Origin of the sequence: Phenylobacterium sp. (assembly GCF_037138395.1) — a bacterium.
Classification (GTDB): domain Bacteria; phylum Pseudomonadota; class Alphaproteobacteria; order Caulobacterales; family Caulobacteraceae; genus Phenylobacterium.
Window position 1 is genome coordinate 1 of record NZ_JBAXIM010000078.1, and the last position, 11626, is coordinate 11626.

An 11626-nucleotide genomic window follows, 5' to 3' on the forward strand; every position below is an offset into this window, starting at 1 on the left:
ATCATCGGGGTCGACGTCAGCCGCGGCCTGTCCATCACCGCCGCCGACATTGTCCGGCCGCGCTCCATGCTGCGCTGGATCCTCTCGGGCCAGTGGCGCAAGGGGCCCCCCATCGTCTCCCTGCTGATCCGGGCGGCCACCGTATCCTCCGGCCGGGACCTGGCCGCGGATCGGGAGGCGGCGGACGTCCTCATCCTGCCCGAGCTGGCCGGGGTCGAGATCCGCGACTGGAGCGCCTACGACCCCGCTGTGGCCGCCGGCCACGCCGCGGCCATCGCCGCGATCGACCGCCTGGACCGCCCGCTGGAAGACCTGCGCAGGCGCAGGCCCCAGCCAGTCCCCGCATCCCCCTGACGGGACAAAAAGCCGGCTTGTCAGGGCGGCCGAAGTCGGTGCAGGCTGGTCTCCTTGTCCAACCCTTGAAAGGAGGTGATCCAGTGTCTCACCGTTATCCCTCGGAAGTCGCTTCTGGATTTATGACCTCCGCGCTCGCGCGGTAGCATTCTCCCATCGTCTTTGTGCGAAGCTGTGACTTCCACGATCGGTGTCGGGCGGCTCGGGAAACCGGGCCGCCCGTTTCGTTATGGCACCCGGATTCGGCTGTGACCGACGGGTAAAATGGAGGGCAAGGGATGCAGGGCGAGGACCAGGCCTGGGTCGCGGTGGATGCCTACTTCGCGAAGAGGCTCATCGGAAAGGACCCCTTGCGGTCCGAAATCCTGGAGACGAACGCCGCCCAAGGCCTTCCCCCCCACGACGTCTCACCCCTGCAAGGCCGGTTCCTGTCCCTTCTGGTCAAGGCCACGGGTGCCCGCCGCATTCTGGAGATCGGAACCCTGGGCGGGGTCTCGGCGACCTGGATGGCGCAAGCCCTGCCGGCCGGGGGCCAATTGATCTCCCTGGAGGTGTCCCCGGATTACGCTGCCCTGGCCCGGCAAAACCTGGACCGCGCGGGGATCGGCGACCGGGTTCAGATCCTCGTCGGACCCGCGCTGGAGTCCCTGGCCCGCCTCGCCGCAGACGCCTGTGCTGCGTTTGACCTCGTCTTCATCGATGCCGACAAGCCGAACAATCCCGCCTATCTGGACTGGGCGCTGAAGCTGACACGGCCCGGCGGCCTCATCATCGGCGACAATGTGGTTCGCGGCGGCGCCGTTCTGGATCCCGACTCCGAAGATGATCGCGTCCGGGGCGTCCGGACCTTCACCGAGCGTCTTGGACGCGAACCGCGCCTGTTCTCAACCGCCCTGCAGACCGTGGGCGAGAAGGGGTGGGACGGCATGACCCTGTCCTTCGTCGAGCCATAGACCCGCGTAGGAAGTCGCCTCAGGCGCCGATCAGCTCCCGGCCGATCAGGTAGCGGCGGATTTCGTTGGTGCCGGCGCCGATGTCGTAGAGCTTGGCGTCACGTAGCAGGCGCTCGGCGGGGAAGTCGCGGGTGTAGCCCGCCCCGCCCAGGGCCTGGATCGCCTCCAGCGCCACCTTCACAGCGTTCTCCGAGGCCAGGAGGATGGCGCCGGCGGCGTCGTGCCGAGTGGCCCGGCCCGCGTCGCAGGCCCGCGCCACGGCGTAGACATAGGACCGGGCTGAGTTCAGGGCGACGTACATGTCTGCCACCTTGGCCTGGATGAGCTGGAAGGAACCGATGGCCTGGCCAAACTGGCGGCGCTCGCGGACATAGGGCACGACCAGGTCCAGGCAGGCCTGCATGATGCCCAGCGGGCCGCCCGCCAGCACCGCCCGCTCGTAGTCCAGCCCGCTCATCAGGACGCCGACGCCGCCGTTCACCGGCCCCATGACGCTGTCCTCCGGGACCTCGCAGTCCTCGAAGACCAGCTCTGCGGTGTCGGAGCCCCGCATGCCCATCTTGTCGAGTTTCGGGCTCGTGGAGAAGCCAGCGAAACCGCGCTCGATCAGGAAGGCGGTGATGCCCCGGGGACCAGCGTCAGGCTCGGTGCGGGCATAGACCACCAGGACGTCGGCGTGGGGGCCGTTGGTGATCCAGAACTTGGTGCCGTTGAGGACATAGCGGTCGCCTCGGTGCTCGGCGCGCAGGCGCATGGACACGACGTCCGAGCCCGATCCCGCCTCGCTCATGGCCAGGGCGCCGACATGCTCGCCCGAGATCAGCCCGGGCAGATGGCGCGCCTTCTGGGCCTCGGTTCCCCAGCGGCGGATCTGGTTCACGCAGAGGTTGGAGTGGGCACCATAGGACAGGCCCACCGAGGCCGAGGCCCGGGAGATCTCCTCCATGGCCACCACGTGCTCGAGATAGCCCAGGCCAGCGCCGCCGTCCTCCGCCTCCACGGTGAGGCCCAGGAGGCCCAGGGCGCCCATCTGTGGCCAGAGGTCCCGGGGGAAGGCGTTGTCCCGGTCGATGGCCCCGGCGCGCGGGGCGATGCGTTCGGCGGCAAAGCGGGCGACGGAGGCCCGCAGGGCGTCGGTGGTCTCGCCCAGGGCGAAGTCGAATTCAGGCTGGCTCATGACCCCTGGGTTAGCACGGGGCGATCAGGGGGGCGAGGTGGCGGAGCCCGGCGCCACGCCTAGAGCATGATCAGCCGGGCGATGCCGAGGAGGGCCAGGAAGCCCATGAAGTCCGTCGCGAAGGTCACCAGCACGGAGGACGAGACCGCCGGGTCCCGGCCAAGGCGATCTAGCATGATCGGGGCCAGGATCCCGGCCAGGGCGGCGACGAAGAAGTTGGCCACGATGGCCAGCCCCACGGTGAGGGCGAGCCGCGGATCCTGGAACAGGACCCAGACGGCGGCGGCCAAGAGTAGGGCCAGGATGGAGCCGTTCAGGAGGCCTGTCGCCACCTCGCGGCCGATGATGCGGGCCGAGTTGGCGGCGTTCAGCTCCCGGCTCGACAGGGCGCGAACCGCCACGGCAAGGGTCTGGGTGCCGGCGTTTCCGCCCAGGGAGGAGACGATGGGCATGAGGATGGCCAGGGTCAGGACCTGGGCGATCACCCCCTGGAAGGCGCCGATCACGCTGGAGGCCAAGGCCGCGGTACCCAGGTTGAGGACCAGCCAGGGCAGGCGCGAGCGGATGGTACCGGCCAGGCTGGCGTCACGTCCGACATCGGACACGCCGGCCAGGGCCAGGATGTCCTCCTCGCCCGCCTCGCGGATGACGCCGACAATGTCGTCGACGGTAAGCTGGCCCACCAGCCGGCCGCCTGGCTCGACCACGGGGGCAGAGATCAGGTGGTACTTGTCGAAGATGTAGGCCGCCTCTTCCTGGTCCATGCCAACCGGGATCTCGGTAAGGGGCTCCATGATCCGGGCCAGGGGCGTATCGCGGTCATGCCGCAGGAGGCGGCTGACGGGGACGCCGCCCAAGGGCCGGTGGGAGGGGTCGACCACGTAGACGTCGAAGAATAGCTCCGGCATGTCATCGCCGGCCGCAAGGAAGTGATCGAGGGCCTGGCCGACGGTCCAGAACTGGGGCGCTGAGGCGACCTCGCGCTGCATCAGGCGGCCGGCGGACTCTTCGTCGTAGGCCAGGGAGGTCTCGATGGCGGCCCGGTCGATGTCGGGCAGGGCGGCCAGGACCTGCGCCCGCTTGTCGTCCTCCAGGTCCTCGACCAGATCCACGACGTCGTCGGAGTCCAGCTCGCCGAGGGCCCGGACCAGGGTGGCCGAGGACATGCGATCAAGCAGTTCCTCGCGGATCTCCGGCTCGATCTCGGAAAGGATCGCGGCCAGGGCCTCGGGGTCGAGGTGGGCCATCACCTCCTCGCGGTCCCCCGCCGACAGGAAGCCCATCAGGTCGGCGACGTCGGCGGGATGGAGGGCGGCCAGAAGCTCGCGCAGGCGTTCGGCGTCGCCCCGGTCGGCAGCGTCGACCACCAGGGCCACGAAGTCGGGATTAAGGGCATAGTCGTCGCCGAGGGCCAGGTCCTCGAGGTCCTCGACGACAGAACCGCCCGACATCCCGTCATCGCGCAGGGAACGTTCAGTGTCGCGACTCATGCGGACCTGCCCTCCCGGCGCTATGCGTTTCAGACTGGACCTTGTCCCCGGACTCTTTGACTCACTGGTGCGGTCGAGAAGACTCGAACTTCCACGGGTTGCCCCACAGCGACCTCAACGCTGCGCGTCTACCAATTCCGCCACGACCGCGCGTGGTGAGCGGGGGGCCTACCAAAGCCCGACGGCTTTGTGAAGCGCGATCAGGTACTGGAGCCCGCCATGAAGTCGTAGACATCCGCCGCCCGCGTCACCGTGATGGCGATGCGGTCGTCATTGACCTGGATCTCGCCGCGGGCCACCGGGTGGTTGTTGGCGAGGATCCAGACCTCGTCATTGACCGTGGCGTCCAGGGGGATGACGGCACCGCGGCCCATTCGGAGCAGTTGGGCCATGGGCAGGATCGACCGGCCAAGGAGCACCGAGATTTCGACGTTGACGGCGTTGATCTGGCCCAAGGGGGGTCACCTTCCAAGAACGCAAACCGGAGCCGCACACGGCTTGCGCGGCGACTCATCCAAGCCCAGATTGCCTGCAACATGATTGACCGGACGTTAAATATCCCCGATTTCCGGCGTCTGGACGGCGGTGCCTGTGGCTGGGCTGTCTCGCCCGGGCTGACGCCCTATCCCGAGGCGGCGGCGGCCATGGAGGCCCGGGCGGAGTCCATCGCCTGCGGAGAGGCCTCCGAACTGGTCTGGCTCCTGGAACACCCGCCTCTTTACTCCGCCGGGGTCTCGGCACGGGACGCCGACCTCCTCGATGCCGACCGGTTCCCCGTCTTCCGAAGCCCCCGAGGCGGTCAGTACACCTACCACGGCCCCGGCCAGAGGGTGGCCTATGTCCTGCTTGACCTGTCAGCACGCCAGAAGGACATCCGCGCCTACGTGGGTGCCCTTGAAGCCTGGATCCTCGCCGCCCTGGCCCGGTTCGCCGTCGACGGCGTCGTCCGCAAGGGCCGGGTAGGCGTCTGGATCGAGCGCGGCAGCCCTGGGGCGACGGTCCGGGAGGACAAGATCGCCGCCATCGGCGTCAAGGTCCGGCGCTGGGTCTCCTTCCACGGGATTTCGCTGAACGTCGAACCGGACCTCTCGCACTTCAGCGGCATCGTGCCCTGCGGCCAGACGCAGCATGGGGTAACCAGCCTTGCAGACCTGGGCCTGACCTGCAGCCTGGAGGAGGCGGATGCGGCCCTGCTCTCCGCCTTCACCGGGGTGTTCGGGCCGGTGACGCCAGCGGAACCGCCGGTCTAGGCGAGGGCGGAAACCCCGGCTGGCGGCGGCCCATAGCGGTTCACGCCGGTCTCGCCGGAGAGCACGCCCAATTCCACGACGGCCCAGATCAGTACCAGGACGAAGGGAAAGTCGAGGAACCCCGCGGGCTGGGGCCAGACGGCGACCAGGGCGGCCAGGACCAGGGCGGCGAACCAGCCGTTCCGCCCGCGGTCATGCAGGCGCCGGGCCAGGAGGCAGGCCGCGATCCAGACCAGGAGCGGCCAGACCAGCCAGCCGGTGATCCACTGCAGGGGGCCCGCGGACACGGTGTCGTAGACGAGGGCGATGGCCAGGAGGACCAGGGCCGAGACCAGAAAGTCCCGGCGGCCCAGCCGGCCCTCCCCGCTGAGGAAGCGGGCGGCCAGAGCGTCCCGCCCGGAGGCAGACGGCGCCGACCCTGTCATGTGGCGCGCGCCGGATCGCTCTGGGCCCAGGCCGGGCGCCGGGTGAAGGTGTCGAAGAAGGCGGTCAGTCGGGGCCGGGCGGGGCGCCAGGGCTCGGCGGCGAAGCGGAAATCGAGATAACCAAGGGCACAGGCCGCGGCGATGTCGCAGATCCGGGCGTCATCGCCGGGGCGGAGATCCGTGCCCTCCAGCATGTCCAGGACCCGGCGGATCTTTTCGCCCTGTCCCCGCCGCCAGTCGGCCCAGCGCAGGGGCTCGGGCCGCAGCGCCTCCTCGTATCGGGCGAGCAGGGCCGCATCCAGCAGGCCATCTGCAGCCGCGTGGAGGGTCTGGACCCGCCAGCGGGCCTCGCCATCGGCAGGGCACAGCCGCCGGGGGGTGAGGCTGTCCAGGTAGTCGGCGATTACCCGGCTGTCGTAGAGGGCCTCGCCCTCATCCGTGATCAGGACCGGGATCTTGCCCAGGGGGTTCAGGGCCCAGAGCTCGGGCGTGTCGGCGACCGGCGAGGCGGATGCGTTCGCCACCTCGACCCGGCCTTCGAGGCCGAGTTCGGCGGCGGCCAGCCAGACCTTGCGGGCATAGGGCGAGGCGGGGGAGAGCAGCAGCTTCATGGCACCATCTTGCCGCGCCAGCGAGGCTTAGGGTAGCGGCAAAAAGCAGTCCTGCGCCTCAGGCCGGGTCAAAGCGCAGGGGGCCGCCCCAAAATTCGGCAGCGAGGGTGTGTTGCAGGCCGGCCTCGCCGGTGGTCAGGAAGACCCTGCGGCCATCCTGGCCAGGGTCGTACTCTGGCCGCCGCTCGAGATAGGACGCCAGGGCCTCGGCCGTGGCGTCCGGCTGGTGCACCAGGGGCGTTCCCGGCCTGAGGGCCGCACGGAAGACATCTGAGATGATCTCGTAATGGGTGCAGCCCAGGATGGCGCGGTCCGGCGCGCGCCCGATCCGGCGCGTCACCGCCGCCACATGTCCGGCGACGAGGGCTGCAAGCTCTCCGCGCCCCGCGCCCGCCTCGATCCGGGCGGCGAGATCCGGGCAGGCCTCGACGAAGACGGCGACGTCCTGCCGCCGCTTGTCGATCTCGATTTCATAGACCCGGGAGGCCGCCGTCGCTGGCGTGGCGAAGACCGCAAGCACGTCGAGCTTCTCCACCTTGTCGCCCCGGCGCTCGGCCTCGTGCTCCCACGGCAGGCCGGTGGCCGCCTCGATGGTCGGGACGATGATCCCTACGACGTTGGTCGGCCGGCCGCGGGTGGCGCGGATATCTGGCAGCCAGGTCTGCTGCAGGCGCCGTAGCGCGATGGCCGAGGCGGTATTGCAGGCCAGGATGACCAGGTCACAACCCTCGGCAAACAGACGCTCGCATCCGGCCCGGGTCAGGGCCACGATCTCTTCTCCCGGACGGCCGCCGTAGGGGGTGTTGGCCTGGTCGGCCAAGTAGACGAAATCGGCGCGCGCAAACCGCTCCACCAGCCTGCGATGGACGCTGAGGCCGCCAATTCCGGAATCAAAGACGCCAATCGCCATGCCCCCGACTAACGCGCCTCCCGCCGTCGCGCCAGAGGTCGCCTCAGTTCATTTCCGCGCTGTCAGGTGACGCCCCTTCCGGCACCCCCTATGCTGGGGAAAATTCGTTCCCGTGACGGAGTCCCCATGAAACGGCGCACCTTCCTCGCCGCCTCCGGCGTCCTCGCCGCGGCCCAGTCCCTTCCTATCGTCGCAACGGCCGCCGCTGCGCCAGCCAATCCGATGACCCTGCCCTGGACCGGGCCCCACGGCGGCGTCCCAGCCTTCGACAAGGTCCGGGTCGAGGACTTCCGCGGCGCCGTCGACCAGGCCCTGGCGGCCGAGCGGGCAGAGATTGACGCCATCGCCCGGAACAAGGCGCCGCCCACCTTTGCAAACACCATCGAGGCCCTGGAGCTGACGGGCCAGGCGAGTGCCCGGGTGCTGACCTACTACTTCATCTGGACCAACACCCTGGCGACACCCGACGTGCAGAAGGTCGAGGAGGCCGTCGAGCCCCAGCTGGCCGCGCACCAGGACGCCATCCTCCAGAACGCCGCCCTCTTCAAGCGCATCGACGAGGTCTACACCCGCGGTGCCCACGCCGGCCTGACCCCCGAGCAGCACCGGCTCATGTGGCTCCATCACACCCGCTTCGTGCGCGCCGGTGCCCGCCTGAATGGCCCGCAGAAGACCCGGGTCGCCGAGATCAACAAGACCCTGGCGGGCCTCTACACCCGGTTCAGCCAGAACCTCCTGGCGGACGAAACCGACTACGTCCTTTTCCTGCAGAACGAGGCCGAGCTGACCGGGCTGCCCGAGGATATCCGGGCCGCTACGGCTTCGGCGGCGGCGTCCCGGGGCCATGAGGGCCAGTGGGCGATCCTGAATACCCGCTCGTCCATGGACCCCTTCCTCACCTACTCGTCGCGGCGCGACCTGCGCGAGAAGGTCTGGCGCACCTATTACAGCCGCGGCGACAACGGCGACGCCAAGGACAACAACGGCCTCATCCACCAGATCCTCAAGCTACGGGCCGAGCGGGCGAAGCTGCTGGGCTATCCCACCCATGCCCACTGGCGTCTGTCGGACTCCATGGCCGGGACGCCGGAAAGGGCGATGGAGCTGATGCTGCGGGTCTGGCCCGCCGCCACCGCAAGGGTCCGCGAGGAAGTCGCAGAGATGCAGGCCGTGGCCGACGCCGAGAAGCTCGGCGTGCGCATCGAGCCCTGGGACTACCGGTACTATGCCGAGAAGGTCCGGGCTGCGAAGTACGACCTCGATATGAATGAGGTGAAGGCCTACCTGCAGCTCGACAAGCTCCGCGAGGGTATGTTCTGGGCCGCTGGCCAGCTCTATGGATTCACCTTCGACGAGGTGAAGGGGCTGCCGGTTGCGCAGGCCGACATCCGGGTCTGGGAGGTCAAGGGCCAGGCCGGGGAGCACGTCGGTCTCTGGTACTTCGATCCCTACGCCCGCCCGGGCAAGCGTTCCGGCGCCTGGATGAACGCCTACCGCGACCAGCGGACCTTTGGCGGCCGGACCACCACCATCGTCTCGAACAACGCCAACTTCGTGAAGGGAACTGCGGGCAAGCCCGTCCTGGTCTCGTGGGATGACGCCGAGACCATGTTCCACGAGTTTGGCCACGCCCTGCACGGACTGAACTCGGCGGTGACCTACCCCTCCCTGTCGGGGACCAGCGTGCCCCGCGACTATGTGGAGTTTCCCTCCCAGGTGAATGAACACTGGCTACCGACGCCGGAAGTGCTCAACCGCTTTGCCCTGCACCACGAAACCGGCAAGCCCATGCCGGCCGATCTGGCTGCGCGGATCGCCAAGGCCTCGACCTTCCGCCAGGGCTTCGACGTCACCGAATACCTGTCCTCGGCCCTGATCGACATGAAGCTGCACCTGGCGGGCGACGCCGACATCGACCCCCGAGCCTTTGAGAAGGCGGAACTGGCCAGGCTGGGCATGCCCCGAGAGCTGCCCATGCGGCACCGCACGCCCCAGTTCCAGCATGTCTTCGCCAGCGACGGCTACTCTGCGGGCTACTACAGCTACCTGTGGAGCGAGGTCATCGCCCTCGACGCTTTCGAGGCCTTCACCGAGGCGGGGGGCCCCTACGACAAGGCCGTGGCCAAGCGGCTACATGACTGCGTCATGAGCGTCGGCAATACCCTCGACCCGGCCCAGCAGTACCGAAACTTCCGCGGCCGGGACCCGGATGTGAAGGCCTACCTGCGCGATAAGGGCTTCCCCACCGGCTGAGCCGGGAGCGATCTCACGCCCCGGTGGCCTTGACTTTCCGGCCTCCGGGGCGCATTTCGCCGCCTCCTCCGGCGCATTGCGATTGCGCCCTCCACCGCCACGACCCCCGCCTCCGGGCGGGACGAGGGCGGAGAGGCCCCCCGTCGACGTGATCGTCCACGGGGGTCGATCGCGTTTGGGCCGGGCCGTTTTGACCCGTGGAGCGCTCTTGCGGAGATCGACATGTTCGACGCGCTGACAGACCGTCTCACTTCCGTCTTCGACCGGCTGTCCGGTCGCGGGGTGCTGTCCGAAAAAGACATCGACGAGGCCCTGAAGGAGGTCCGCACCGCCCTCCTAGACGCCGACGTCGCCCTGCCCGTCGTCCGCGACTTCATCGCCCGGGCCCGGGAACAGGCCACGGGGGAGGCGGTCATCCGTTCGGTGCGTCCGGCGGATCAGGTGGTCAAGATCACCTATGACGGCCTGGTGGAGATGCTGGGCGGCGAGGGCGCCGAAGGCCTGAACCTCAGCCTGAATCCGCCGACCGTCATCCTGATGGCCGGCCTCCAGGGCTCGGGCAAGACGACCACCGCCGCCAAGCTGGCCCTGCGCCTATCGCGGGAACGCAAGAAGGTCCTGCTCGCCTCACTCGACACCCGCCGCCCGGCCGCGATGGAGCAGCTGGCAACCCTGGCTGTCCAGGCCGGCGTCGAGAGCCTGCCGATCCTGGTCGGCCAGTCTGCGCCCGACATCGCCCGCCGGGCCCTGTCGGCAGCCAAGCTCCAGGGCTTCGACGTCGTCATCCTCGATACCGCCGGGCGCACAACCATCGACGAGGCCATGATGGCCGAGGCGGCCGAGATCGCCGCCATTTCGCGTCCGCACGAGACCCTGCTGGTGGCCGACAGCCTGACCGGCCAGGACGCTGTTCGCACGGCCAAGGCCTTCCATGAACGCCTGCCCCTGACTGGCCTGGTCCTGACCCGGGCGGACGGCGACGGCCGCGGTGGCGCGGCCCTGTCCATGCGGGCGGTCACCGGCCTGCCCATCAAGTTCCTTGGCGTCTCCGAAAAGATCGACGGCCTCGACGTCTTTGACGCCGCCCGGGTGGCCGGTCGCATCCTCGGCCAGGGGGACATTGTCGCCCTTGTGGAGAAGGCCACCCAGGACCTCGACTCCGCCAAGGCCGAGGCCATGGCCCGTCGCCTGGCCAAGGGCCAGTTCGACCTCGACATGATGTCCGACCAGCTGGCCCAGATGAAGCGGATGGGCGGCATGGAGGGTCTGATGGGCCTCCTGCCCGGGGTCCAGAAGATCAAGAAGCAGATTGCCGAGGCCAACGTCTCGGACAAGAGCCTCGACCGCCAGTCGGCGATCATCTCGTCCATGACCAAGGCCGAGCGCCGCAAGCCCGATATCCTTCAGGCCTCCCGCAAGCGGCGGATTGCGGCCGGGGCCGGGGTCGACGTGGCCGAGGTCAACCGCCTTCTGAAGCAGCACCGGCAGATGGCCGACACCTTCAAGATGATGAGCCGGGACGGCGGCAAGGGCTTTGCACGCATGGCCGGCATGCTCGGAGGCGGGGGCGCTGGCGGGGGAGCTGGCGGACTCGACCGCCTGAAGGCCCTCGGTGGCGGCAAGGTGCCCACACCCGACGCGGCCCAGCTCGAGGCGCTGGCAAAAATGGCCGACAAGCTGCCTGGCGGACTTCCCGGCGGCCTGAAACTCCCCGGACTCGGTGGCGGCCTGCCGCCGGGCTTCAACCCCTTCAAGAAATCCTAATCAGACACTCGAACCTTAAGGACACCCCATGCTCAGGATTCGTCTCGCCCGCGGTGGCGCCAAGAAGCGCCCCTATTATTCCATCGTTGTCGCCGACAGCCATGCGCCCCGCGATGGCCGCTTCATCGAGAAGGTGGGCACCTACAACCCCCTCCTGAAGAAGGACGACCCCAGCCGCGTGACCCTCAAGGTCGAGCGCATCAGCGATTGGATCGCCAAGGGCGCCCAGCCCTCGGACCGCGTCGCCCGCTTCCTGGCCACCGAAGGCCTGGTCACCTGGCAGGCTGGCAGCAACCTGAAGAAGGGCGAACCTGGCCGCAAGGCCAAGGAGCGCGCCGGGGAAAAGGCCCAGAAGGCCGCTGACCTCGCCGCCGCCGCTGAGGCCGCCGCCGCCCTTCGAGGTCACAGTCCTGACCATGTTCCCCGAGGCCTTTCCCGG

General features: G+C 68.9%; 11 protein-coding genes, 1 tRNA gene and 1 pseudogene. 6 read left to right on the forward strand and 7 right to left on the reverse strand.

Annotated elements, in window-relative coordinates; genetic code table 11:
- Nucleotides 1-354, forward strand: a pseudogene (locus WCJ52_RS07765) (cyclic nucleotide-binding protein); the annotation flags it as partial.
- A 278-nt stretch (nucleotides 355-632) separates the two neighbouring features.
- Entirely contained in the window at nucleotides 633-1307 is a 675-nt protein-coding gene (locus tag WCJ52_RS07770) for an O-methyltransferase (protein WP_336902736.1), read from the forward strand.
- A gap of 19 nt (nucleotides 1308-1326) precedes the next feature.
- On the opposite strand, the gene WCJ52_RS07775 is transcribed toward WCJ52_RS07770, so the two are convergent.
- The 4 genes from WCJ52_RS07775 to WCJ52_RS07790 form a co-directional block, all read right to left on the reverse strand.
- Entirely contained in the window at nucleotides 1327-2484 is a 1158-nt protein-coding gene (locus tag WCJ52_RS07775) for an isovaleryl-CoA dehydrogenase (RefSeq protein ID WP_336902737.1), read from the reverse strand.
- Between the two features lie 59 nt (nucleotides 2485-2543).
- Nucleotides 2544-3974: a magnesium transporter gene (gene mgtE, locus WCJ52_RS07780; protein WP_336902738.1), complete on the reverse strand. Its 1431-nt coding sequence runs from the start codon at nucleotides 3972-3974 to the stop codon at nucleotides 2544-2546.
- 65 nt (nucleotides 3975-4039) lie between these two features.
- Nucleotides 4040-4124 (reverse strand) — tRNA-Leu (locus WCJ52_RS07785).
- Nucleotides 4125-4174: 50 nt separating this feature from the next.
- On the reverse strand, nucleotides 4175-4429 hold the full coding sequence (locus WCJ52_RS07790) for a FliM/FliN family flagellar motor switch protein (RefSeq protein ID WP_336902739.1): 255 nt from the start codon (nucleotides 4427-4429) through the stop codon (nucleotides 4175-4177).
- Between the two features lie 81 nt (nucleotides 4430-4510).
- On the opposite strand from WCJ52_RS07790, the gene lipB reads away from it, so the two are divergent.
- The gene (gene lipB, locus WCJ52_RS07795; RefSeq protein ID WP_336902740.1) at nucleotides 4511-5224 is read left to right on the forward strand and encodes a lipoyl(octanoyl) transferase LipB; all 714 of its coding nucleotides are present in this window, start codon (nucleotides 4511-4513) and stop codon (nucleotides 5222-5224) included.
- Here the strand turns inward: lipB and WCJ52_RS07800 are convergent.
- The 3 genes from WCJ52_RS07800 to WCJ52_RS07810 are packed head-to-tail and all read right to left on the reverse strand — an operon-like array spanning nucleotide 5221 to nucleotide 7170.
- Nucleotides 5221-5649, reverse strand: coding sequence for a DUF805 domain-containing protein (locus WCJ52_RS07800; protein WP_336902741.1), 429 nt, complete (start codon nucleotides 5647-5649; stop codon nucleotides 5221-5223). The two genes, lipB and WCJ52_RS07800, sit on opposite strands and share 4 nt — an antisense overlap.
- On the reverse strand, nucleotides 5646-6260 hold the full coding sequence (locus WCJ52_RS07805; RefSeq protein WP_336902742.1) for a glutathione S-transferase N-terminal domain-containing protein: 615 nt from the start codon (nucleotides 6258-6260) through the stop codon (nucleotides 5646-5648). Before WCJ52_RS07805 ends, WCJ52_RS07800 begins: the two co-directional genes overlap by 4 nt.
- 58 nt (nucleotides 6261-6318) lie before the next feature.
- Nucleotides 6319-7170 carry an aspartate/glutamate racemase family protein gene (locus WCJ52_RS07810; RefSeq protein WP_336902743.1) on the reverse strand — a complete coding sequence of 284 codons (852 nt, stop codon included), beginning with the start codon at nucleotides 7168-7170 and terminating at the stop codon, nucleotides 6319-6321.
- Nucleotides 7171-7296: 126 nt separating this feature from the next.
- Here WCJ52_RS07810 and WCJ52_RS07815 point away from each other — a divergent pair, with 126 nt between their 5' ends.
- The 3 genes from WCJ52_RS07815 to rpsP form a co-directional block, all read left to right on the forward strand.
- Complete coding sequence (locus WCJ52_RS07815) at nucleotides 7297-9423, forward strand: M3 family metallopeptidase (RefSeq protein WP_336902744.1); 2127 nt, start codon at nucleotides 7297-7299, stop codon at nucleotides 9421-9423.
- Nucleotides 9424-9645: 222 nt separating this feature from the next.
- Complete coding sequence (gene ffh, locus WCJ52_RS07820) at nucleotides 9646-11187, forward strand: signal recognition particle protein (RefSeq protein ID WP_336902745.1); 1542 nt, start codon at nucleotides 9646-9648, stop codon at nucleotides 11185-11187.
- 28 nt (nucleotides 11188-11215) lie between these two features.
- A partial coding sequence (rpsP, locus tag WCJ52_RS07825; protein WP_336902746.1) for a 30S ribosomal protein S16 occupies nucleotides 11216-11626 on the forward strand: 411 nt, incomplete at its 3' end.